At 66.8% G+C, this 21107-nt stretch carries 25 protein-coding genes; 12 read left to right on the plus strand and 13 right to left on the minus strand.

Features of this window, described 5'->3' with window-relative positions:
• Positions 1-35: 35 nt before the first annotated feature.
• The 6 genes from CRJ03_RS01180 to CRJ03_RS01205 all read left to right on the plus strand — a co-directional run bounded on the left by CRJ03_RS01180 (position 36) and on the right by CRJ03_RS01205 (position 3643).
• Entirely contained in the window at positions 36-1052 is a 1017-nt protein-coding gene (locus tag CRJ03_RS01180) for a DMT family transporter (protein WP_240611511.1), read from the plus strand.
• Positions 1053-1054: 2 nt separating this feature from the next.
• Positions 1055-1951, plus strand: coding sequence for a DMT family transporter (locus CRJ03_RS01185; RefSeq protein WP_104017088.1), 897 nt, complete (start codon positions 1055-1057; stop codon positions 1949-1951).
• A gap of 114 nt (positions 1952-2065) precedes the next feature.
• Positions 2066-2332 (plus strand): glucose-6-phosphate isomerase, encoded by a 267-nt coding sequence (locus CRJ03_RS01190; protein WP_104017089.1) that lies wholly within the window; start codon positions 2066-2068, stop codon positions 2330-2332.
• Positions 2333-2434: 102 nt separating this feature from the next.
• Entirely contained in the window at positions 2435-2818 is a 384-nt protein-coding gene (locus tag CRJ03_RS01195) for an NADH:ubiquinone oxidoreductase subunit NDUFA12 (protein ID WP_104017090.1), read from the plus strand.
• 10 nt (positions 2819-2828) lie between these two features.
• Positions 2829-3287 carry an outer membrane lipid asymmetry maintenance protein MlaD gene (gene mlaD, locus CRJ03_RS01200; protein WP_104017091.1) on the plus strand — a complete coding sequence of 153 codons (459 nt, stop codon included), beginning with the start codon at positions 2829-2831 and terminating at the stop codon, positions 3285-3287.
• Entirely contained in the window at positions 3284-3643 is a 360-nt protein-coding gene (locus tag CRJ03_RS01205) for a DUF2155 domain-containing protein (protein WP_104017092.1), read from the plus strand. The genes mlaD and CRJ03_RS01205 overlap by 4 nt, the downstream gene beginning before the upstream one ends.
• Here CRJ03_RS01205 and aat read toward each other — a convergent pair.
• From aat to CRJ03_RS01225, 4 genes are all read right to left on the minus strand, one after another.
• A complete protein-coding gene (aat, locus tag CRJ03_RS01210) occupies positions 3610-4251 on the minus strand; it encodes a leucyl/phenylalanyl-tRNA--protein transferase (protein WP_240611516.1) in 642 nt (213 codons plus the stop codon). The genes CRJ03_RS01205 and aat overlap by 34 nt on opposite strands.
• Positions 4251-5600, minus strand: coding sequence for an acetyl-CoA carboxylase biotin carboxylase subunit (gene accC / locus CRJ03_RS01215; RefSeq protein WP_104017094.1), 1350 nt, complete (start codon positions 5598-5600; stop codon positions 4251-4253). Before accC ends, aat begins: the two co-directional genes overlap by 1 nt.
• Before the next feature lie 7 nt (positions 5601-5607).
• Complete coding sequence (gene accB / locus CRJ03_RS01220; RefSeq protein ID WP_104017095.1) at positions 5608-6102, minus strand: acetyl-CoA carboxylase biotin carboxyl carrier protein; 495 nt, start codon at positions 6100-6102, stop codon at positions 5608-5610.
• A gap of 118 nt (positions 6103-6220) precedes the next feature.
• The gene (locus tag CRJ03_RS01225; RefSeq protein WP_104017096.1) at positions 6221-6763 is read right to left on the minus strand and encodes a PAS and helix-turn-helix domain-containing protein; all 543 of its coding nucleotides are present in this window, start codon (positions 6761-6763) and stop codon (positions 6221-6223) included.
• A 139-nt stretch (positions 6764-6902) separates the two neighbouring features.
• On the opposite strand from CRJ03_RS01225, the gene queC reads away from it, so the two are divergent.
• The 4 genes from queC to queF are packed head-to-tail and all read left to right on the plus strand — an operon-like array spanning position 6903 to position 9150.
• On the plus strand, positions 6903-7595 hold the full coding sequence (gene queC / locus CRJ03_RS01230; RefSeq protein ID WP_104017097.1) for a 7-cyano-7-deazaguanine synthase QueC: 693 nt from the start codon (positions 6903-6905) through the stop codon (positions 7593-7595).
• The gene (locus CRJ03_RS01235) at positions 7595-7951 is read left to right on the plus strand and encodes a 6-pyruvoyl trahydropterin synthase family protein (protein ID WP_104017098.1); all 357 of its coding nucleotides are present in this window, start codon (positions 7595-7597) and stop codon (positions 7949-7951) included. Before queC ends, CRJ03_RS01235 begins: the two co-directional genes overlap by 1 nt.
• Entirely contained in the window at positions 7930-8670 is a 741-nt protein-coding gene (gene queE / locus CRJ03_RS01240) for a 7-carboxy-7-deazaguanine synthase QueE (protein WP_104017099.1), read from the plus strand. The genes CRJ03_RS01235 and queE overlap by 22 nt, the downstream gene beginning before the upstream one ends.
• Before the next feature lie 12 nt (positions 8671-8682).
• Positions 8683-9150 carry a preQ(1) synthase gene (gene queF / locus CRJ03_RS01245; RefSeq protein WP_104017100.1) on the plus strand — a complete coding sequence of 156 codons (468 nt, stop codon included), beginning with the start codon at positions 8683-8685 and terminating at the stop codon, positions 9148-9150.
• 316 nt (positions 9151-9466) lie between these two features.
• Here the strand turns inward: queF and clpX are convergent, their stop codons facing one another.
• Positions 9467-10732 (minus strand): ATP-dependent Clp protease ATP-binding subunit ClpX, encoded by a 1266-nt coding sequence (gene clpX / locus CRJ03_RS01250; RefSeq protein WP_104017101.1) that lies wholly within the window; start codon positions 10730-10732, stop codon positions 9467-9469.
• Between the two features lie 143 nt (positions 10733-10875).
• A complete protein-coding gene (locus CRJ03_RS01255; protein ID WP_104017102.1) occupies positions 10876-11514 on the minus strand; it encodes an ATP-dependent Clp protease proteolytic subunit in 639 nt (212 codons plus the stop codon).
• 248 nt (positions 11515-11762) lie between these two features.
• On the opposite strand from CRJ03_RS01255, the gene CRJ03_RS01260 reads away from it, so the two are divergent.
• Positions 11763-12104 (plus strand): ArsR/SmtB family transcription factor, encoded by a 342-nt coding sequence (locus CRJ03_RS01260; RefSeq protein WP_104017103.1) that lies wholly within the window; start codon positions 11763-11765, stop codon positions 12102-12104.
• A 7-nt stretch (positions 12105-12111) separates the two neighbouring features.
• Here the strand turns inward: CRJ03_RS01260 and CRJ03_RS01265 are convergent, their stop codons facing one another.
• The 5 genes from CRJ03_RS01265 to CRJ03_RS01285 all read right to left on the minus strand — a co-directional run bounded on the left by CRJ03_RS01265 (position 12112) and on the right by CRJ03_RS01285 (position 18936).
• On the minus strand, positions 12112-12696 hold the full coding sequence (locus CRJ03_RS01265) for a carboxymuconolactone decarboxylase family protein (protein ID WP_165375205.1): 585 nt from the start codon (positions 12694-12696) through the stop codon (positions 12112-12114).
• Positions 12697-12894: 198 nt separating this feature from the next.
• Entirely contained in the window at positions 12895-14121 is a 1227-nt protein-coding gene (locus tag CRJ03_RS01270) for an acyl-CoA dehydrogenase family protein (RefSeq protein ID WP_104017104.1), read from the minus strand.
• An 80-nt stretch (positions 14122-14201) separates the two neighbouring features.
• Positions 14202-16562, minus strand: a complete 2361-nt coding sequence (locus CRJ03_RS01275) for a thiamine pyrophosphate-binding protein (protein ID WP_104017120.1) — start codon at positions 16560-16562, stop codon at positions 14202-14204.
• Positions 16563-16584: 22 nt separating this feature from the next.
• Positions 16585-17703 (minus strand): glycine cleavage T C-terminal barrel domain-containing protein, encoded by a 1119-nt coding sequence (locus CRJ03_RS01280; protein ID WP_104017105.1) that lies wholly within the window; start codon positions 17701-17703, stop codon positions 16585-16587.
• Between the two features lie 30 nt (positions 17704-17733).
• Positions 17734-18936 (minus strand): methionine gamma-lyase, encoded by a 1203-nt coding sequence (locus tag CRJ03_RS01285; protein ID WP_104017106.1) that lies wholly within the window; start codon positions 18934-18936, stop codon positions 17734-17736.
• Positions 18937-19045: 109 nt separating this feature from the next.
• Here CRJ03_RS01285 and CRJ03_RS01290 point away from each other — a divergent pair, with 109 nt between their 5' ends.
• The gene (locus CRJ03_RS01290) at positions 19046-19501 is read left to right on the plus strand and encodes an Lrp/AsnC family transcriptional regulator (protein ID WP_104017107.1); all 456 of its coding nucleotides are present in this window, start codon (positions 19046-19048) and stop codon (positions 19499-19501) included.
• A gap of 207 nt (positions 19502-19708) precedes the next feature.
• Here the strand turns inward: CRJ03_RS01290 and CRJ03_RS01295 are convergent, their stop codons facing one another.
• Both CRJ03_RS01295 and CRJ03_RS01300 read right to left on the minus strand, forming a co-directional pair.
• Positions 19709-20236: a cupredoxin domain-containing protein gene (locus CRJ03_RS01295; RefSeq protein ID WP_240611512.1), complete on the minus strand. Its 528-nt coding sequence runs from the start codon at positions 20234-20236 to the stop codon at positions 19709-19711.
• Positions 20237-20648: 412 nt separating this feature from the next.
• Positions 20649-21107, minus strand: a 459-nt coding sequence (locus tag CRJ03_RS01300) for a c-type cytochrome (RefSeq protein ID WP_104017109.1), incomplete at its 5' end; no start/stop codon positions are given.

A 21107-nucleotide genomic window follows, 5' to 3' on the forward strand; every position in this document is an offset into this window, starting at 1 on the left:
CGCCCACGCAAGACAGGAAACCGCCAATGGCGATGATGAGCACGCATCCCCTCCCGGCCCCCTCGCGCGCCGTTCAGGGCATCCTGTGCATAGAGGCGGCGATGCTGCTCTTCGTGGTGCAGGACGCGGCGATGAAATCGCTGCTCGCGAGCTACCCGGTCTGGCCGCTTCTGTTCGCGCGCTCGGTGGTCGCGGTGATGGTGCTGGTGCCGCTCATCGCCTGGCTCGGGGGATCGCACAGCCTGCGCTCGGCGCTCTGGCCGCTGCACCTGGCGCGCGCGGCGCTCTTTGCCGCGGGTTTCTCGATGTTCTACGCGGCGTTCCCGTTCATGGGGCTGGCAGAGGTCAGCACGATCTTCTTTGCCGCGCCGCTCTTTACCGCGTTGATGGCCGCGCCGTTTCTGGGTGAGCACATCGGCGCGCACCGCGCGGCGGCGCTTGCCGTGGGCTTCGCGGGCGTGGTGATCGCCATGCAGCCGGGCGGCGGGCTCGACTGGGTGGCGGTGCTGCCGCTGCTCTGCGCGCTCACCTATGCCGGCTCGCAAATCCTCGCCCGCCGCATCGGCGAGCGCGAGAGCACGCTTACCGTCGGGCTGTATACGCTGGCCTTCTCGGGGGTGCTGATCGTGCCCGCGGGCTGGGCAGTGGCACAGCTCGTGCCAGAGAGCGCCGCCACGCAGCACCTGCGCTGGGGCCTGCCCGAGGGCACGCTGACCGACCTCGCCCCCCTCGCCGCGCTGGGCCTCGTGGGGATGGTGGCCTACATGTTGGCCTCGCGCGCCTACCAGGTCGCCAACGCGAGCCTCGTCGCGCCCTTCGACTATTCCTACCTGCCCTTCGCCGCGCTGCTCGCCTACGTGGTCTGGGCCGAGGTGCCGCCCCCCGCCACGCTCGCGGGCATGACGCTCATCATCGCCTCGGGGCTCTATATCGGCTGGCGCGAGATGCGCGCGGCGCGGCGCGGCGACGCACCACCCGTGATCGCCGAGAGCACCTTCACGCCCGGTCACCTGCCGCCGCAGCCCGGACCAGAAGACGATCGCGCGCCGTGAGCATGACGGCCACCTCAGAGCGCGATCTCTCGGGCTATCTGCTGGTCTTCATGGCGGGCGTTTTGTGGTCCACCGTGGGGCTGGGTATCCGCCTGATCGAGGACGCGGCGGTCTGGCAGATCCTCTTCTACCGATCGCTCGCCATGAGCGTGTTTCTCTACGTCGTGGTGCGGCTGCGCTCGGGGCGCGCGCCGCTGGCGCGCATCGCCGCGATGGGCTGGCCCGGCGTGATCGCTGGCACCGCGCTCGTCGCGGCCTATACCGGCGGGATCACGGCGATCCAGTCCACCTCCGTTGCCAACGCGATGATGCTCTTTGCCGCCGCCCCGCTGATCGCGGCGGTGCTGGGGCGCATCATCCTTGGCGAGAGCGTGCGCCCCGCCACCTGGATCGCCATCGCCGTGGCTGCCTGCGGCATCGCCGTGATGGTCTGGGACAAGACCTCCGGCGCGGCGCTCAGGGGCAATCTCGCGGCGCTCGGCTCGGCGCTGGGGTTTGCCGTGTTCACCGTGGCGCTGCGCCGCGGACGCGCGGTCGAGATGATGCCCGCCGTGCTGCTCTCAGGGCTCATTGGCACCGTGGTCATGGCGGTGATCTCCCTCTCGCTTGGCCTGTCGCTGTCGCTCACCCCTCGCGACGCGGGGATTGCCACCGCCATGGGCGTCTTCCAGGTCGGCGCCGGTCTCATCCTCTACACGATCGGGTCGCGCAGTGTCCCCGCCGCCGAACTCACGCTTCTGTCGATGTCCGAAGTGGTGCTCGGGCCGGTCTGGGTCTGGCTGTTCCTGGGGGAGCGCGCCGAACCCACCACGCTTGTGGGCGGGGCGATCCTGCTGGCGGCCATCGCGGGCAACGCACTCTCGGGCGCGCGGCGCAAGCGCCCGCCGCCAATCCCCTGACCGGCCATTCCTTGCCGATGCGGCTATTTCCCCGGCGCTATCCTGCGTTAGGATGCGTTATGCTGCAGTGTGCTTTGTTTGGCCATATCCTCACAGGCAGGAAAGGAAGACAACATGACACGCAACACGATCATCGGCGCGCTGGCGGGCCTTGCGCTCGCAGGCTGCGTCGACACCAACGACAATCGCGAACTCACCGGTGCGGCCATCGGCGCAGGCGCGGGCCTGATCGGGGCTACCGTCTTTGACGCCAATGCCGGCTGGACGGTGGCCTCGACACTGGCGGGCGCGGCGGCGGGCACGCTCATCGCGCGTAACACCCGCACCAACCAATGCGCCTATGCGAATGGCGACGGCACCTACCGCACCGCGCCCTGCTGAGCCGGATTTCCCTGCGCGCCCGGACACGGGCGCGCAGCACGCGGCACTGGACCTTTGCCATCAAATCCGCCATATCGGACAGGGAATGAGCCGGAGGGTCTGATGGGTATTCTCAACACGCTATTGCGCGCCGTGACGTGGTGGAACGGGCAGACGCTCAACACCCAGTTCTACACCTGGCGCAACGGCGTGAAGGTGGGCGAGGACACGGAGGGCAACATCTTCTACCGCTCCCGTGACGGCAAGAAGCGCTGGGTGATCTTCAACGGCGAGGCCGAGGCCAGCCGGGTAAGCCCCGACTGGCACGGCTGGCTGCACTACACCTATGCCGAGCCGCCGAGCGACGCGCCGCTGCCACACAAGGCATGGGAAAAGCCCCATCAGGAGAACCTGACCGGCACGCCGCTGGCCTATGCGCCCGCCGGGTCGATTCGCCGCCCCGAACCGGTCGAGCGGCGCGACTACGAGGCGTGGACGCCGGAATAGGGGCCAAGCGATGTCCGAGAACAAGACCGAAGTCCTTGTGGGCGGACTGGTGCTGGCCGTGGCGCTGGGCTTCGTCGCCTATGCCGGTAAGACCACCGGCTTCACTACAGCGGGCGAGGAATATACCCTCAACGCCAGTTTCCGCAGCGCCGACGGCGTCAGCACGGGCACCGATGTGCGCCTCGCTGGCGTCAAGGTAGGCCGCGTGACCGAGCTGCGCCTCGATCCCGACACCTATCGCGCCAAGGCGATCTTTACCGTGCGCGAAGGCATCGACGTCCCCGATGACAGCGCCGTGGCGATCTCGTCCGAGGGGCTACTGGGCGGCAATTACGTCGAAATCCTGCCCGGCGGCTCGCCCTTTTACTTCACGCCGGGCGACGAGATCGAGTTCACCCAAGGATCGGTCAGCCTCGTCTCGCTCTTGATGAAATTCGTATCCGGCAACGAGGATGGAGCCGCGCAATGATCCGCGCAGCGGCGACCTGTCTGCTGATCGCCTGCGCACCGGGCGCGAACGCGCAGGAGGACACGGCCACGGGGCGCGGCGCGGTGCTGCGCGGGCTCGACAAGATCACCACAGAGCTGCGCGACCTCGACCTCGCCAATGGCGAGGCCGCCGAGATCGGCTCGCTCACGGTAAAGCTGACCGAATGCCGCTACCCCGAGGGCAACCCGGCGGGCGATGCCTATGCCCATGTTGCTATCCGCGAGACGCAAGGCGGCAAGCTGTGGTTCGACGGTTGGATACTGGCCTCCTCGCCCGCGCTCAACGCGCTGGAACATCCGCGCTACGATGTCTGGGTGATCCGCTGCACCACCTGAGCCGGGTCGCCCTCCAGCGGTAGCGCCGTTATATCCGCCTCTGTCTCCAGCGCCTCCGAAAGCCGCGCACGATACGCGGCGCGGTCGATCTCGACAGCCCCCAGCCGCGCCAGATGCGGCGTGATGAACTGCGTGTCAAACAGGACGAAGCCGCAGCGCCGCAGGTGATCGACCAAGTGCGCCAGCGCCCGTTTCGAGCCGTCGGTGCGGCGCGAGAACATGCTCTCGCCAAAGAACGCGCGCCCGAGCGTGACGCCATAGACCCCGCCCGCCAGCGTGCCCTCTTCCCACACCTCCAGCGAATGCGCGTGTCCGCGCGCGTGCAGCTCCAGGTAGGCCTCGCGGATTGGCGCACTGATCCAGGTATCGTCCCGGTCGGCGCAGGCATCCACCACGCCCGCGAAATCGGCATCGAGCGTGACCGTATATCCCCCCCGCCGCATCCGGCGGGCAAGACTGCGCGAGAGGTGAAATCCGTCCAGCGGCAGCACGCCCCGGCGCGGCGGATCGACCCAGAACACCTCGGCGTCGTCGCGATGCTCGGCCATCGGGAAAATGCCGGCAGCATAGGCGCGCAACAGCAGCGCGGGGGGCAGGAAGGCGGGCATCACTCCCGCAGGTTGGTTTCGAGCCAGTGTTCGAGCCAGTGGATATTGTAGTTGCCGCTGCGGATGTCTTCCTCCTGCAGCAGCGCGTGAAACAGCGGCACCGTGGTGTCCACCCCGTCCACGATCAACTCGCCCAGCGCGCGGGCAAGACGGCGCAGCGCGGTGTCGCGGTCGGCCCCGTGAACGATCAGCTTGGCGATCAGGCTGTCGTAATAGGGGGGGATGCGATAGCCGTCATAGAGCGCCGAATCCATCCGCACGCCAAGCCCGCCGGGCGCGTGAAACTGCGTGATTGTGCCCGGGCGCGGGGCGAAATCCGGCAGCTTCTCGGCATTAATGCGCACCTCGATGGCGTGGCCGTTGATCACCAGCTCATCCTGCGTGAAGGACATCGGCAGCCCCTCGGCCACGCGGATCTGCTCGCGCACGAGGTCCACGCCAAAGATCGCCTCGGTCACCGGGTGCTCGACCTGCAACCGCGTGTTCATCTCGATGAAGAAGAACTCGCCGTTCTCGTAGAGAAACTCGATCGTGCCAGCGCCGCGATAGTCGATATTGGCGCAGGCATCGGCACAGATCGCGCCGATACGCGCGCGCTCCTCGTCGGTGATGCAGGGGCCGGGGGCCTCTTCCAGCACCTTCTGGTGACGCCGCTGAAGCGAGCAGTCCCGCTCGCCCAGATGCACGGCGCGGCCCTTGCCGTCACCAAACACCTGCACCTCGATATGGCGCGGCGTGGTCAGGTATTTCTCGATATAGACCTCGTCATTGCCAAACGCGGCCTTGGCCTCGGACCGCGCGGTGAGAAAGGCGCGCTCCAGCTCGCCCTCGTCGCGCGCCACCTTCATGCCGCGCCCGCCGCCGCCCGCCGTCGCCTTGACGATCACCGGATAGCCGATCTCGGCGCACAGCGCCTTGGCCTCTGCGACGTCGGCGATGCCCCCCTCCGAGCCGGGCACGCAGGGCACGCCCAGCGCCTTCATCGTGTCCTTGGCGGTGATCTTGTCGCCCATGATGCGGATATGCTCGGCCGAGGGACCGATGAAGGTGAGGTCGTGATCCTCGACGATCTGCACGAAATTGGCGTTCTCCGACAGGAAGCCATAGCCCGGATGGACCGCCTGCGCACCGGTCACCTCGCAGGCGGCGATGATCGCGGGGATCGACAGGTAGCTCTCCGACGATGCTGGCGGGCCGATGCACACGGTCTCGTCGGCCATGCGCACATGCATCGCGTCGGCGTCCGCCGTGGAATGGACGGCGACCGAGCGGATGCCCATTTCGCGCGCCGCGCGGATCACGCGGAGCGCGATCTCGCCGCGGTTGGCCACAAGGATCTTGTCGAACATGCCCGCCTCACTCGATAATCATCAGCGGTGCGCCGTATTCGACCGCCGCGCCATCCTCGATCAGGATGCGCCGGACGGTGCCCGCACGCGGCGCGGGGATGTGGTTCATGGTTTTCATCGCCTCGATGATCAGCAGCGTGTCGCCCTCGCTCACCTGCTGGCCCACGCTGACAAAGGAGGGCGCGCCGGGCTCGGCCTGCATGTAGACGGTGCCAACCATCGGCGAGGTGACGGCGCCGGGGTGGCTCGCGGGGTCATCCACGGGCTCGACGGGTGCGGCCGCGGGCGCCGACGCCGCGGCAGCCGACGCAACGGCAGGCGCCGCCGGCGCGCTGCTCACCTGCGTGGTGACGGTCTCGCCCCGTCGGCTCACCCGCACGTTGAGCGTGTCGTCCTGCCCGTATTCGCGCTTGACCGACAGCTCGGTAAGATCGTTCTCGTTCAACAACTCCGCGAGCGCCCGGATAAAGGCCACGTCCGATTCATGCGTTTCGTTCGACATTTGCTTCCTCGGTAACGGCGATGGTGCGCGCAGGCCGCGCCCATCGCAATGGTTTCCGACGCTTATAGGGCATGCAGATGCATGAGAAAAGCGGCCATTTCCCCCACGGCACCCGGGCTCAGAGCGGCATTCCCGACAGCTTCGCCACCAGTTCGGCAAGCTTGCGCGCGCCGAATTTCTCCAGCAGGCGGGCGCGGTAGACCTCGATGGTGCGATGGCTCAACCCCAGCTCCAACCCGATTTCCTTGGACGTGAGCCCCCGGCACGTCAGGATCGCCACCTCGCGCTCGCGCCGTGTGAGCGCGACGAGCGGGCGCTCGTCGGAAAGATCGGCAAATGACCAGATGCCGCGCGCGAACGGCGCCTCGGGCGTCAGCGACTGCCCCCGCACCCGGCACCAGAACAGCGCGCCCGAGCCGCGCCGCATCACCCGCTCGTCGGCATAGCGCCCGGTCTCGCGCATCACGGCCAGCGCGTCCGAGCCGATCCGGCGGTAATCCTCGATCGAAGGGTAGAATCGCGCCAACGGCACGCCCGCGTAATCGCCCGGATCCCCGCCAAAGATCGCGGCGAATTGCCGGTTGCAGGCGCGGATGATCCGGTGTTCCAACACGGCAAGCCCGACCGGCGCATGATCGAAGGCGAGTTTCTCGGTCTCCATGTCCCCGTTATGCCGCGCCTGCGGCAGCGCTCCAAGCGAATTGCGCGGGGCGGACGTCTTGCCATGATCGCGCGAAAGGCGTAAGGCGCGGGCCCAAGCGGTCGCAGCCTACCCGCTCTAAAAAACAAGGACACAAGGTATGGATACAATCGTCATCTGCTCGGGCGGGCTCGATTCCGTGACCCTTGCCCACAAGACCGCCGCCGAGCGCCGTCTCGCGGCGCTCTTGTCGTTCGACTACGGGCAACGCCACGTCAAGGAGGTCGAGAGCGCGCGCGCCTGCGCGGCGCGGCTCGGCGTGCCGCACCGGGTGGTCGATCTGCGCGGCGTGGGCGCGGCGCTCTCGGGCTCGGCGCTCACCGACGACGTCGACGTGCCCGACGGCCACTATGCCGAGGACACGATGAAGATCACCATCGTCCCGAACCGCAACGCCATCATGCTGGCCGTGGCCTTCGGCATGGCGGCGGCGCAAAAGGCGGGTGCGGTCGCGGCGGCGGTGCATGGCGGCGATCACTTCATCTACCCCGATTGCCGCCCCGGATTCATCGCCGCCTTCCAGGCGATGCAGGATCACGCGCTCGAAGGCGTGGCCGAGGTGGAGCTCTGGACGCCCTATGTCCACGGCTCCAAGGCCGATATCGTGGCCGACGGCGCACGCCTCGGCGTGCCCTTCGCCGAGACATGGTCGTGCTACAAGGGGGGGCTGCGCCATTGCGGGCGTTGCGGCACCTGCGTCGAGCGGCGCGAGGCGTTCCACCTCGCCGGGATCGATGACCCGACCGCCTATGACGACCCCGATTACTGGCAGGCCGCGGTGGAGGGGCGCTGATGTACCGGATCACCAAGGAATTCCACTTCTCCGCCTCGCATCAGCTCTTCGGTCTGCGCGAGGGACACCCCTGCGCGCGGCTGCACGGGCACAACTATATCGTGGTGGTGGAACTGGCCGCCGTGGACCTCGACGAGACCGGATTCGTGCGCGACTACCACGACCTTGCCGCGCTGAAATCCTATATCGACGACCATCTCGACCACCGCCACCTCAACGACGTTCTGGGCGACGGTTGCGTGACAGCCGAACGCATGGCGCGGCATTTCTTCGACTGGTGCCGCGCCCGCTGGCCCGAGGTCTCGGCGGTGCGGGTGAGCGAGACGCCCAAGACATGGGCGGAATACCGGCCGTGACCGATCCCGTCCGCGTCTCGGAAATCTTCGGGCCCACCATCCAGGGCGAGGGCGCGCTGATCGGGCAGCCCACCGTATTCGTACGCACCGGCGGCTGCGATTACCGCTGTTCGTGGTGCGACAGCCTGCACGCGGTGGATGCAGAGTATCGCCACACATGGGCGCCGATGCAGCCCGCGGACGTGATGGCCGAGGTGGCCCGCCTCTCGGGCGACCGGCCGATCCTCGTCACGCTCTCGGGCGGCAATCCCGCGATCCAGCCGCTTGGCCCGCTGATCGGGATGGGGCACGCGCGCGGCTACCGATTCGCGATGGAGACCCAAGGCTCTGTCGCGCGCGACTGGTTCGCCGATCTCGACATGCTGGTGCTTTCGCCCAAGCCGCCCTCGTCGGGCATGGCGGTGGACTGGGCAGCGTTCGACGCTTGCCGCGCCGCCGCGGGCGATGCGCCGACGGTGCTCAAGATCGTCGTGTTCGACGAGGCCGATTATCACTGGGCACGCGAGGTGGCGGCGCGGTATCCATCCTTGGCCGTCTATCTGCAACCGGGCAACCACACCCCGCCCCCGCCCGGAGATGACACGGCGGTGGTGGACCAGGCGGGCATCGACGCGCGGATGCGCTGGCTGGTGGATCGGGTGGTGGCCGATGGCTGGTTCGCGGCGACCGTTCTGCCGCAACTGCACGTGACGCTCTGGGGCAACAAGCGCGGGGTGTAAAAGGAGACCACGATGAGCGACAACGACATCTACAAGGACCTGACGCAGCTTGGCGGCGCGACCCGCGTGCCGCAAAGCCCCGAGGAGGCGGAACTCGAACGCGTCGCCAACCCGCAGGCCGACACCGCCTACGCGGTGCGCTTCACCGCGCCGGAGTTTACCTCGCTCTGCCCGATGACCGGCCAGCCGGATTTCGCGCATCTGGTGATCGACTACGTGCCGGGCGCGTGGCTGGTAGAGAGCAAGTCGCTCAAGCTCTACCTCACCAGTTTTCGCAACCACGGCGCGTTCCACGAGGATTGCACGGTTTCCATCGCCCGGCGGCTGGTCGAGTTCCTCAGCCCGCAATGGCTGCGCATCGGCGGCTACTGGTATCCGCGCGGCGGCATCCCCATCGACGTGTTCTGGCAGACCGGCCCCGCGCCCGAAGGCGTCTGGCTGCCCGACCAGGGCGTGCCGCCCTATCGCGGGCGGGGGTGAGCGCGGCGGGGATGGCGTGAAGCGGGCGTTGGGCATTTGGCGATGAGCCGCGCAGCGCCCGACCGCCGGGTGGGTGCAAACTCGATTACGCTCTGCGATTTATGGTGCAAGATACTTCAGAAATCACCGCTATTTGCGCCGTTGCAGAAGCGCCCGCCCGAGGGGGCGGTCGGGCGCTGCGCGGCGGCGCGTAAACGCACCTTGTCCCGCGCCGAGGGCAGGATGCGAATGGCGGGAACAGGCCATTCACCCACGCGCCTTCAACGAAAAAGGCCCCCACCTTCCGGCGCGGGCCTCTTTCCATAGGCGCGACTACTCAGCCGGCGCTCGCGCCGCCCTTCTTGCCCTTGGTCTCGGCATAGATGATCAGCGGCGCGGCGTCCGATGTCGCCGCCTCCTCGTTGACCACCACTTCCTCGACATTCTCGAGGCTGGGCAGGTCGAACATCGTGTCGAGCAGGATATCCTCAAGGATCGAGCGCAGCCCCCGCGCCCCGGTCTTGCGGGCGATGGCGCGCTTGGCGATGGCCTTGAGCGCATCGTCGGTAAAGGTCAGCGTCGCGTTCTCCAGCTCGAACAGGCGCTGATACTGCTTGATCAGCGCGTTCTTTGGCTCGGTCAGGATGGTGACGAGCGCCTCCTCGTCGAGATCCTCCAGCGTCGCCAGCACCGGCAGGCGGCCGACGAATTCCGGGATCAGCCCGAACTTGAGCAAATCCTCCGGCTCCAGCGACGTCAGGACCTCGCCGATGCCGCGCTCGTCCTCGTCGCGCACATCGGCGCCAAAGCCCATCGCGCTGCCCTTGCCGCGCTGCGAGATGATCTTGTCGAGCCCGGCAAAGGCGCCGCCGCAGATGAACAGGATGTTAGTGGTGTCCACCTGCAGGAATTCCTGCTGCGGATGCTTGCGCCCGCCCTGCGGCGGCACGCTCGCCACGGTGCCTTCCATCAGCTTCAGCAGCGCCTGCTGCACGCCCTCGCCGCTGACGTCGCGGGTGATCGACGGGTTCTCGGACTTGCGGGTGATCTTGTCGACCTCGTCGATATAGACGATGCCACGCTGCGCGCGCTCGACATTGTACTCGCTCGACTGCAACAGCTTGAGGATGATGTTCTCCACGTCCTCGCCGACATAGCCAGCTTCGGTCAGCGTGGTGGCATCGGCCATCGTGAACGGCACGTCGAGAATGCGCGCCAGCGTCTGCGCCAGCAGCGTCTTGCCACAGCCGGTCGGGCCGATCAGCAGGATGTTCGACTTGTTGAGCTCGATATCGCTCTTGCCGGAGTTGTTGAGCCGCTTGTAGTGGTTGTGCACCGCCACCGAGAGCACGCGCTTGGCCATCGCCTGGCCGATCACGTAATCGTCGAGCACCTTGGCGATGTCGTGCGGCGTGGGCACGCCGTCGGTCGCCTTGAGCCCCGCGCTCTTGGTCTCCTCGCGGATGATGTCCATGCACAGTTCCACGCATTCATCGCAGATGAATACCGTGGGCCCTGCGATCAGCTTGCGCACCTCGTGCTGGCTCTTTCCGCAAAAACTGCAATAGAGCGTGTTCTTGCTGTCGCCGGAATTGTTCGCCATGGCTTTCCTTTCAGCGCCGCCGGTTGGGCGGCATGCGCGTCGTCTCGTCTCGTTCGTCCCACCAGCTTAAGTCAGGGTGGAAAGCACCACAATGCGATTTTCTCGACCGCCCGCGCACGGGCGATCACCGTTCATTCATCGCCTCATTTGGCGTCATCGCCGTCGCCGGGCTTGTTACGGTTGGTCACGATCTCGTCGATGAGGCCCCATTCCTTCGCCTCTTCGGGTGACATGAAATTGTCGCGCTCCAGCGCCGCCTCGACGGTTTCGATATCCTGCCCGGTATGGCGGACATAGATCTCGTTGAGCCGGTCCTTGAGCTTCTGCGTTTCCTTGGCGTGAATCATGATGTCGGTGGCCTGCCCCTGGTAGCCGCCCGAGGGCTGGTGCACCATGATCCGGCTGTTGGGCAGCGAAAAGCGCATGCCCTTCTCGCCCGCGGTGAGCAGCAGCGACCCCATGCTTGCCGCCTGTCCGATGACCAGCGTGCTGACCTTGGGCTTGATGTACTGGATGGTGTCGTAGATCGACAGCCCGCTCGTCACCACGCCGCCGGGGCTGTTGATGTACATGCTGATTTCCTTGGACGGATTCTCCGCCTCGAGGTGCAGAAGCTGCGCCACGATCAGGCTCGACATGCCATCATGCACCGGCCCGCTGAGAAAGATGATCCGCTCCTTCAGAAGCCGCGAGAAGATGTCGTAGGCGCGTTCGCCCCGGCTGGTCTGCTCGACCACCATGGGCACGAGCGTGTTCATGTATGTCTCGAAAGGGTCTTTCATCCTGTCCCGCCTGCTGTTGCGGCCCGGCCGTCCTGTCCGCGCCAATAGGTTTCGCCGATCGTAACCGACGGCGTGCTAACGGAGTCTTAGTGACGCGCCCCACCCCCTGCAAGGGCGCGCGCGCGATTCGACGCCGTGTTGCGCAAAAGTCTGAGCCCGCTCCGGGCGCCCCCCCCCGCGATCACGGGTTTGGCAATTGCCGCGCGCGCGAAATCGCCCTAGATTGAGCGAAAAAGGAGCAACGGCACATGCTCACGACCGCCCCCGACAGCGCCGACCTGGCGCAAATGCAGCAGAACGCCACCGACGCGGCTGAATTCCTGCGCGCGCTCGGCCACGAGGGGCGGCTGATGATCCTGTGCTACCTCGTCACCGGCGAGAAATCCGTCTCAGAGCTCGAGGCCCTCCTCGGCGCGCGGCAGGCGGCGGTCTCGCAACAGCTTGCGCGGCTGCGCCACGAGGGCCTGGTACGCACGCGCCGCGACGGCAAGACCATCTACTACAGCCTTGCCGACGCGCGCGCCGAACGCCTGCTCGGCGTCCTGTACGAGATGTTCTGCGCCCCCGACGCGCAGGGGCGCAATAGCTAGGCGCGGCTCAGGCCGCCGCCACCGTCTTGTCCACCGCGAAGGCGGCGAAGGCGTCGTCCACCTGCGTGTGATTCACGTGGTTCGCATAGTTGCTGATCGTCTTCACGGACATCGCGAGGATGATCTCCAGCACGTGGATATCCGAGTATCCCGCGGCCTTGAACGCCTCGGCCTCGGCCTTCGTCGGCAGGCCGCGCGTCTCCCACATGTGATGGGTAAAGCGGCGCAGCGCTTCCAGCTTGGCATCATCGAGCGGCTTGCCGTCGCGCAGCGCCTGCGTGTGCGCCTCCGACAGCTTCGAGACATTCACCGCCAGCATCGAGTGCGCGGCGGTGCAATAGTCGCAGCCATTGGCGAGCGAGATGGTCAGGAACACGACCTCCTGCTCCGGCGGCGTGAAATTGCCCTGCTCTCGGAAATGCGCATAGCCGTGCAGATAGGTACTCAGCAGCCCCGGATTGATCGCCATGCCGCGATACATGTTCGGCACGAAACCGAGCTTGGCGCGCGCGCCGTCCAGCATCTCCTTGGCCGCGCCTTTAGCGGCATCGTCGCTCACCGGGGCAGTGGTGATCTTGAATTCGGCAGTCATGTAAGCCTCCTTTGATTACGCTCACACCATAGCTAATCTGGGGCCGCGCGCCATGTAACCGCCCCGCCGGTCACCACATCGTGAGGCCAGTGCACTGGCGCAGACATGCCTGTGCGCGAATGCGCGCGCCTTGGCTTCATCTTGCCGGAAATATCCCGGGGGTGTGGGGGCAGTGCCCCCACCCGGGCCGCGCCCCGCTCACACCTTCTCCTGCGTGTGCCGACGCAGTTCCGCCCGCGCCACCTGCCGCCGGTGGACCGCGTCCGGCCCGTCAGCCAGGCGCAACGTGCGCAGATGCGTCCACATCGCCGAAAGCGGCACATCCTGGCTGATGCCCTGCGCGCCGAACAACTGCACCGCCTCGTCCACGACCTTCAGCGCCACGCGCGGCGCGACCACCTTGATCTGGTGAATCCACGGCGCGGCGGCGCGCGCGTCGCCCTGATCCATCATCCAGGCGGCCTTAAGGCACAAGAGCCGCGCCTGCTCGATCTCCATCCGGCACTCGGCGATGATGTCGTGATTCGCCCCAAGTTGCGCCAACGGCTTGCCGAACGCCTCCCGCTCGAGGCCACGGCGGCACATCATCTCCAGCGCCGCCTCGGCCATGCCGATGGCTCTCATGCAGTGATGGATGCGCCCCGGCCCCAGCCTGCCTTGCGCGATCTCGAAGCCGCGGCCCTCGCCCAGCAGCAGGTTCTCCGCCGGCACCCGCACCCCGGTAAACCGGATATGCATGTGCCCGTGCGGCGCGTCGTCATGACCGTAGACCTCCATCGCGCGCAGCACCTCGATGCCGGGGCTGTCGGCGGGCACCACGATCATCGCGTGACGCTGATGCTTCGGCAGGTCGTCGCCGCCGGTCCGCACCATCACGATATAGACGGCACAGCGCGGATCGCCCGCGCCCGTGGCCCACCACTTCTCGCCGTCGAGCACGTATTCGTCCCCCTCGCGCACGCAGGACATGGCGATGTTGGTCGCGTCAGAGCTTGCCACCTCCGGTTCGGTCATCAGGTAGGCCGAGCGGATTTCCCCCTCCATCAGCGGTTTCAGCCACCGCGCCTTCATCTCGGCACTGCCATAGCGGTGAAACACCTCCATGTTGCCGGTGTCGGGCGCGTTGCAGTTGAACACCTCCGGCGCCAGCGGGCTGCGGCCCATGACTTCGGCGAAATAGGCATAGTCCACGGTGCGCAGCCCGGCCCCGCCCTCGTCGGTCAGCCACAGGTTCCACAGGCCCTCGGCCCGCGCCTGCGCCTTCAGCCCGTCGAGGATCTCCACCTGCCGCGGGCTGAGCGCCCAGCGGTCGTCGCGCGCCACCTCGGCGTGGAACTCCGCCTCGCAGGGCGCGATCTCGTCGCGCACCATCGCCGCCACTTGTTCGAGACGCCCCTGCCACTCGGGCCGCAAACCCAGATCCATCCCGCTCTCCCTTGCCGCTTGGTCCTGCCCGCCAGACTGCGCGCCGATCCCGGCAGGTTACAAGCCCCTATTCGGCCCGCTCAGCCCCCGGTGGCCGACGCGGCAACGGCGTCGCGGTCGATACGGAAATGCCGGTAGAGATCGCCGATCGTGCCCGTTTGCCCGAAATGCTCCACCCCGTGGGAAATCGTCCGGTGCCCGGCCACCGCTCCCAGCCAGGCCAGCGTCGCGGGGTGCCCGTCGATCACCGTCACCAGCGTGCAGTGCCGCGGCAGCGGGGCGAGCAGCCGCTCGGCATGGCTCATTGCATCCGCGTTGCCGCGCGCGCGCTCGCGCTGCGCCGCGGTCCAGCCCGCGTTGAGCCGGTCCGCCGACGTCACCGCCAGCACACCCACGTCGCGGCGCGTGCCGCCCGCCAGCCCCGCCGCCGCGATTGCCTCGTCGGCCACCGCGCCCTGATAGGCGATCACCACCTCGCAATTTGGCCCCGGCGGGCGCAGCCAGTAGGCACCGTCGATGGCCCCCTGCCGGAACGCATCATCGGCGCGCTTGCCGGGCTGTTCCAGCGGCTTGGTACTCAGCCGCAGGTAGACCGAGCCGCCGGTCTCGTCGCGCAGCCACGTCCGCTCGTCCACGCCCCCTCCCCTGTCGCCCTCGCCATCGCGCTGCAAGTAGTCGAAGGCCCATTCCAGGATCACCGCCAGCTCGTCGGCAAAGGCGGGCTCGAAACTCGCCAGCCCGTCCTGCGCCATGCCCGTCAGGGGCGTGCCCACCGATTGGTGCGCGCCCCCCTCGGGCGCCAGCGTCACCCCCGATGGCGTGCCCGCCACGATGAACCGCGCATCCTGGTAACAGGCGTAATTGAGCGCATCGAGCCCGCGATGCACGAACGGATCATAGACCGTGCCGATGGGGATCAGCCGTCGGCCCCACAGGCTGTGCGCCAGCCCCGCCGCCCCCAGAAGCAGAAAGAGGTTCATCTCGGCGATGCCCAGCTCAAGGTGCTGCCCCTCGGGCGAGAAATTCCATTTCGCGGTCGAGGGGATGCGATGCTCGATAAAGGCATCGCGCTGCTCGGTCCGCGAAAACAGCTTGCGACGGTTGACCCACGGCCCCAGCCCGGTGGTGCCCGTCACGTCCGGCGAGGTGGTCAGGATGCGCGCCGCGAGCGCACTATCGCCCCGCGCCAGCCCGTCGAGCATCTTGCCGAATGCCATCTGCGTCGAGATTTCGCGGTCCGTCACCGCCGCAACTTCGGGCACCGCCAGCCGTGCGTCTCCATACCGCCGCGCACCCTTGGCAAAGAACGGCACACCGTCAAGAAAGGCGTGCAGGCTGTCCACATCTTCGACCCCGGCAAAGCGGTCCCATTCCTGCCCCTCGGGAATGCCCATATGCGTCTGCCACTCGGCCATCTGCGCCTTTGTCATCAGCCCGCCATGGTTGTCCTTGTGGCCCGCGATAGGCGTGCCCCAGCCCTTGATCGTGTAGGCGAGGAAACAGGTCGGGCGGTCGTGGTCGATGCTCGCGAATGTCTCGGCCATGGTCGCCACGCAATTGCCGCCGAGGTTTTCCATCAGGTCCGCCAGTTCGCGGTCGCTCCGCCGCTCGATCAGCGCGGTCACCTCGCCCTGATCGCCCAGGTCGTCCATCAGCCGCTGCCGCCAGACCGCGCCGCCCATATAGGTCAGCGCCGAATATTCCGCGTTGGGGCATTGGTCGATCCAGTCGCGCAGCGCCTCGCCCCCCGGTTCGGCAAAGGCCGCCCGTTGCAGCGCGCCGTATTTCACCCGCACCACGTCCCAGCCGAAGGCGTCGAAAATCTTCTCGATCCGCTCGAACAGCCGCTCGCGCACGATCCCGTCCAGCGATTGGCGGTTGTAGTCGATAATCCACCAGCAATTGCGCAGGTCGTTCTTCCAGCCCTCCTGCAACGCCTCGTAGACATTGCCCTCGTCCAGCTCCGCATCGCCCACCAGCGCCACCATGCGACCCAGCGGCACATCGGCCCCCCACGCCTTGGCGGTAATGTAATCCTGCACCAGCGCGGCAAAACTCGTGATCGCCACGCCAAGGCCCACCGACCCCGTGGAGAAATCCACGTCATCCACGTCCTTGGTGCGGCTTGGATAGCTCTGCACGCCGCCCAGGCCGCGAAACGCCTCCATCCGCGCGCGGTCGAGGTTGCCCATCAGGTATTGCATCGCGTGAAACACCGGCGAGGCGTGCGGCTTGACCGCCACCCGGTCCTCAGGACGCAGCGTCGAGAAATAGAGCGCCGTCATGATCGACACCATCGACGCCGAGCTCGCCTGATGCCCGCCCGTCTTGATCCCGTCCACCTTGGGCCGGACGTGGTTGGCGTGATGGATCATCCAGTGCGACAGCCACAACAGCCGCTGCTCGACTGTCTTGAGGTGGTCGGTCCCTGTCTCGGTCATGGCGCGCCCCATCCCCCTGTTTTCACTGGTCCGCGAACGGCAACGGCGCGATCCGCGCAGGCACCGTTCCGCCCTCCAGCGCGACCGTCAGTCCCGCCGTATCCTCCGCTAGGTCGGCCCGCACAATCCCGACACCGATGGTCTGCCCAAGGCGCCGGGAAAACGCAAACTCGCAAACCCGCCCGACATCCGTCTCCCCCAACATCAGCGGCACCGGGTGGCCCGGCGGCGTCGGGCGGCTATCGAGCACAAGCCCCACGCGCCTGCGCGCCGGGCCCTGCGCCGCGATCCGCTCCAATGCCGCGCGACCGACGAAATCGTGCCCCGCCCCGAGATCGACCAGCGCACCCAGCCCCATCTCGAACGGGTCCGCCCGCGCACCCTGCCAGCGCATGTCGGCCCCGTAGGAAACGAGCCCGCTTTCCAGCCGCTCGATATCGTTGGGCGCCCCGGGTCCGATCCCCCAGGGCGCGCCCGCCTCGGCCACCAGGTCCCACAGCTCGCCACCACGCGCGCCATCCCTGAGATACAGCTCGAACCCGCCCTGCTTGGACCAGCCCGACCGCGCGAGGAGCAGCGGGATGCCGTGCAGCTCGGCTTCCTCGAAGCCGAAATACCGCATGTCCCGCACGCGCGGACCAAACACCGCCTCGGCCACCAGCACCGCCTTCGGCCCCTGGATCGCCAGCGGCGACACGTCCGGCTCACCCACCGCCACGTCCCAGCGCCGCTCGCGCCCGATGGCCGCGGCCCACAGGTGAATGTCGCTGTCGGCGACCGACAGCCAATACCGGTCCTCGGCCAGCTTCAGCAGCACCGGGTCGTTGATGAGCCACCCCTCGTGATCGCATAGCGGCACGTAACGGCCCTGCCCGATCCGCGTCTTCGTCAGGTCGCGCGGCGTCAGGTACTGCGCCAGCCGCCCGGCATCCGGCCCGGTCAGTTCGACCTGCCGCTGCGCCGCCACGTCCCACATCGCCACCCCGGTCATCAGCCGGTCATACTCGGCATCGGGATCGCCGAAATGCCCGGGGATCAGCATGTGATTGTAGACCGAGAAGCCCCGCACCCCGCTTCGAACGGTGGCGTCGAAGAACGGCGATTTGCGCAGGTTCGGACCGATGGAAATCTGGAATGGCATCAGGATGCTTTCGTGCTGGAGATGGACATATCAGGCGGTATCGCGGAGCACGGTACGGCTCAGCGCCCCGTCCAGATCGTCGAGGATATCGGCAACATCCTCAAGCCCCACCGACAGCCGGATCAGCCCGTCGCTGATTCCGTGCGCGGCGCGCTCCTCGGCGCTGTAGGTCGAATGCGTCATCGAGGCGGGATGCTGGATCAGCGTCTCGGCATCGCCCAGCGACACGGCGCGCGCGATCATCCGCAGCCCGTTCATCATCCGGCGCCCGGCCTCCAGCCCGCCTGTCAGCTCGAAGGCGATCATCGCGCCGGGCAGCGCCATCTGCCGGCAGGCCAGCGCATGCTGGCCAAAGCTCTCCAGTCCCGGGTAATGCACGGCCGCCACCTCCGGGTGCCCCTCCAGCCACTCGGCCACCACGCGCGCGCTGGCGCAATGCCGCTCCATCCGCAACGACAGCGTCTTGAGCCCGCGCATCACCAGCATCGCGTTGAACGGTGCCATCACCGCGCCGGTCATGTCCTTCATGCCCACCAGCCGGATCTCGCCAATCGCCTCGGCACGGCCCACGACCAGCCCCGCCACCAGGTCGCCATGCCCGCCCAGGTACTTGGTCGCCGAATGCACCACCAGGTCGGCGCCCAGCGCGATCGGGCGCGTCAGGTAAGGGGTGGCATAGGTGTTGTCCACCACCACCTGCGCGCCGCCCTCGTGGGCGATGGCCGCCACCGCCTCGATATCCACCAGCCGCATGTTGGGGTTGGCGGGCGTCTCGAAATAGACCACGCGGGTGCGGTCAGAGATCGCCGCGCGCAGGTTCTCGGGCTCGGTCATGTCCACATGGGTCACCGTGATACCGAACTTGCGCAGCCCGTGATGCATGAACGCAAACGTGCAGCCATAGAGCGTCTGGTCCACGATCACCTCGTCGCCGGGCGCCAGCAGCGTCCACAAGACAGACGTGATCGCCCCCATCCCGGAGGCCAGCGCCAGCCCCGCCTCGGCCCCCTCGAGCGAGGCCGCGCGGCGCTCCAGCAGGTCGCAGGTGGGGTTCGAGATGCGCGAATAGACGTGCCCCGCGCGCTCCCCGGCGAATAGCTCGCCCCCCACCTCGGCCGACTCGAAGGCAAAGGTCGAGGTCAGGTGCAGCGGCGGCGTCAGCGCGCCCTCGTGGTCAAGCGGGTCGTACCCGAGATGGATGGCGCGGGTGGCGAAGCCTTGGGAATTGCTCATGTCTGATCTCCTGTTTGTGGCAGGATATCGCATCATGTCGGGGCACGGATTGCTTTGTGTCCCAATATATCGCAGTATTTTGGCATACTATGCCAACGTGAGGCCAAAAATGGACGACAAGGACCGTCAGATCATCCGCGCCCTGCAACGCGACGGGCGCATATCGAACCAGGACCTCGCCGCACAGGTCAGCCTCTCGCCCTCGCCCTGCCTGCGCCGGGTGCGCAATCTCGAAAAGGCGGGCGTGATCCGCGGCTACGCCGCGCGGGTGGACGCGCGCGCCTGCGGCCTCGCGATCACCGCCTTCGTGCGCATCCGCCTGGAGCGCCACGACGAAACCACCGTGCAGACCTTCGAGCGCGAGGTGGGCCGGATGCAAGAAGTGACCGAATGCCACGTCATGACCGGCCAGACCGACTACCAGCTTCGGGTCGTCGTCGCCTCGCTCGACGCCTACGAGGCGTTCATCCGCGCCCGGCTCCAGCGCATCGGCGGAATCGGCTCGATCGACACCAGCTTCGCCTACGGCATCGTCAAGGACAGCCCGGTGTTCCCGGCAGAGTGAGGGAGGGGCGGCATTGCACGGTCACGCAGGGCCTGCCCCGCGCGAACCCAACGCGCACCCGCCGTCGCGCCGGTCACATCATGCCGATATGAAATAAATTTGGTGCGGTCGAGAAGCATAATAAGCGGATTTCATAGCTGTCACCAAAAAACCGAGAAGGGCGCTGACCGCGCCCTTCTCCGAGAGTCTTTGCTCTGGATGCGATGATCAACTGGACGGAAGTACTCGCTTCACGAAGGTGATATCACCGACCATGCCGGATTCACGGTGTCCGGGCACGTTGCAGGCAAAGCCCATCTCGGTCTTTTTGCCGAACGTCCAGGTCACTTTTGCGGTTTGACCAGGCTCCAGCAGGACGCTGTTGGCATCATCATGCATCATGCCGGCCTGCATCATCTTGTCGTGATTGACCTCGTCGACCGTCATCATGCCGGTCTCCATCATCTTCTTCATTTCGTCGATGTGGCCTTGCCACATTCTCTCAGTGCCGAGGTTGAACTCATGCACGAATTCGCCATCGTTGCTGACCACGAACGTGATGGTCTCCCCTTCCATAGCCTGAATGTTTGATGGCTCAAACGCCATCTCGGTCATGCTGACCTCGATAACGCGATCCGCCTTTGCCGGGTTGCCGGACTGCCCCATCATGGCTGCGTGTCCACCTCCGTGACCGCCGTCGTGGCCTGCCCCTGCGAAAGCGGTTGAGGTCGCAAGAGCAAACGCGACGCTTGCCATGGCTGTTCGATAAGGTTGCATATCAGTTCCTTGTGTCGGTCGAGTGTAGTGTTGAGTGGTTGAAATCAGACCGCCTGTCGTGGGGGCGGCGGATCGGATACCGGCGTGAACCGGTCCGCCACGCAGGCGACCGTGACCGGCTTCAGGTCAGAAGCACGTTGTGTCTGGGGGGGATCTTTGCGTTGGGTGCCGATTGCGGATAATGAGCAGGTCATGCCCGGATGACAGTCCTCTGACCGGTCAGCTTCGCCATGCTCGTGACGCACAGAAGCGCTGGTTTCCGATGCATGCTGCACATGCTGGACATCGGTGGCCCCAAGATACATCCCTGCTCCGCCTGGAAGGACGACGGAGGTCGCAAGTATGGCCAGCCAGGCGATAAGGGCCGCCCCCATGCGTCGCGCCGAATCCATCAGAAAATCCCGTTTTCCTTCTGAAGGGCGCGCACATAGGCGGTGATCGCCTTCACGTCGGCATCTGTCACGCCGTCCACCGGCGGCATGTTTCCATAGCGCCAGTGATGCGCCCGGACACCATTCTTAGCCGCCATCACGAAGGCCATGTCCGAGTGATGGCTGGGTTCGTAAATCTTGTGCACCAGGGGCGGGCCTTTGCCTTCGCGACCTGCGGCATCGTCCCCGTGACAGGCTGCGCATTTCGCGTTGAAGGCACGCTCTCCCATTTGCGCCAGGGACGACAAGTCGTCCGGCACGCTGACCGCGACGATGGCCGCACCGTCCGCGATGTCCGAGGTGTCGGGCGGGGTCATGGAATGCCCGTTCGGGCCTGGCCCGGTACGTGTGCTCTGCCAAACGAACGCACCTGCCCCCGCAACCAGCACAGCCGCGATCATCCAACCGAGTTTGCTCAT

Origin of the sequence: Roseovarius nitratireducens, assembly GCF_002925845.1 — a bacterium.
Classification (GTDB): Bacteria; Pseudomonadota; Alphaproteobacteria; order Rhodobacterales; family Rhodobacteraceae; genus Roseovarius; species Roseovarius nitratireducens.

Excerpts from the sequence above, each read along its gene's own strand:
- CRJ03_RS01265 (WP_165375205.1), bottom strand. The coding sequence starts at position 12,696 with ATGACTGCCGAATTCAAGATCACCACTGCCCCGGTGAGCGACGATGCC.
- CRJ03_RS01180 (WP_240611511.1), top strand. The coding sequence starts at position 36 with ATGAGCACGCATCCCCTCCCGGCCCCCTCGCGCGCCGTTCAGGGCATC.
- clpX (WP_104017101.1), bottom strand. The coding sequence starts at position 10,732 with ATGGCGAACAATTCCGGCGACAGCAAGAACACGCTCTATTGCAGTTTT.
- CRJ03_RS01195 (WP_104017090.1), top strand. The coding sequence starts at position 2,435 with ATGGGTATTCTCAACACGCTATTGCGCGCCGTGACGTGGTGGAACGGG.
- CRJ03_RS01260 (WP_104017103.1), top strand. The coding sequence starts at position 11,763 with ATGCTCACGACCGCCCCCGACAGCGCCGACCTGGCGCAAATGCAGCAG.
- accB (WP_104017095.1), bottom strand. The coding sequence starts at position 6,102 with ATGTCGAACGAAACGCATGAATCGGACGTGGCCTTTATCCGGGCGCTC.
- CRJ03_RS01185 (WP_104017088.1), top strand. The coding sequence starts at position 1,055 with ATGACGGCCACCTCAGAGCGCGATCTCTCGGGCTATCTGCTGGTCTTC.
- CRJ03_RS01205 (WP_104017092.1), top strand. The coding sequence starts at position 3,284 with ATGATCCGCGCAGCGGCGACCTGTCTGCTGATCGCCTGCGCACCGGGC.
- CRJ03_RS01255 (WP_104017102.1), bottom strand. The coding sequence starts at position 11,514 with ATGAAAGACCCTTTCGAGACATACATGAACACGCTCGTGCCCATGGTG.
- CRJ03_RS01280 (WP_104017105.1), bottom strand. The coding sequence starts at position 17,703 with ATGCCATTCCAGATTTCCATCGGTCCGAACCTGCGCAAATCGCCGTTC.
- queE (WP_104017099.1), top strand. The coding sequence starts at position 7,930 with ATGGGCGGAATACCGGCCGTGACCGATCCCGTCCGCGTCTCGGAAATC.
- CRJ03_RS01235 (WP_104017098.1), top strand. The coding sequence starts at position 7,595 with ATGTACCGGATCACCAAGGAATTCCACTTCTCCGCCTCGCATCAGCTC.
- CRJ03_RS01290 (WP_104017107.1), top strand. The coding sequence starts at position 19,046 with ATGGACGACAAGGACCGTCAGATCATCCGCGCCCTGCAACGCGACGGG.
- accC (WP_104017094.1), bottom strand. The coding sequence starts at position 5,600 with ATGTTCGACAAGATCCTTGTGGCCAACCGCGGCGAGATCGCGCTCCGC.
- CRJ03_RS01225 (WP_104017096.1), bottom strand. The coding sequence starts at position 6,763 with ATGGAGACCGAGAAACTCGCCTTCGATCATGCGCCGGTCGGGCTTGCC.
- CRJ03_RS01190 (WP_104017089.1), top strand. The coding sequence starts at position 2,066 with ATGACACGCAACACGATCATCGGCGCGCTGGCGGGCCTTGCGCTCGCA.
- CRJ03_RS01270 (WP_104017104.1), bottom strand. The coding sequence starts at position 14,121 with ATGGATCTGGGTTTGCGGCCCGAGTGGCAGGGGCGTCTCGAACAAGTG.
- aat (WP_240611516.1), bottom strand. The coding sequence starts at position 4,251 with ATGCCCGCCTTCCTGCCCCCCGCGCTGCTGTTGCGCGCCTATGCTGCC.
- CRJ03_RS01275 (WP_104017120.1), bottom strand. The coding sequence starts at position 16,562 with ATGACCGAGACAGGGACCGACCACCTCAAGACAGTCGAGCAGCGGCTG.
- CRJ03_RS01285 (WP_104017106.1), bottom strand. The coding sequence starts at position 18,936 with ATGAGCAATTCCCAAGGCTTCGCCACCCGCGCCATCCATCTCGGGTAC.
- queC (WP_104017097.1), top strand. The coding sequence starts at position 6,903 with ATGGATACAATCGTCATCTGCTCGGGCGGGCTCGATTCCGTGACCCTT.
- queF (WP_104017100.1), top strand. The coding sequence starts at position 8,683 with ATGAGCGACAACGACATCTACAAGGACCTGACGCAGCTTGGCGGCGCG.
- mlaD (WP_104017091.1), top strand. The coding sequence starts at position 2,829 with ATGTCCGAGAACAAGACCGAAGTCCTTGTGGGCGGACTGGTGCTGGCC.
- CRJ03_RS01295 (WP_240611512.1), bottom strand. The coding sequence starts at position 20,236 with ATGGCAAGCGTCGCGTTTGCTCTTGCGACCTCAACCGCTTTCGCAGGG.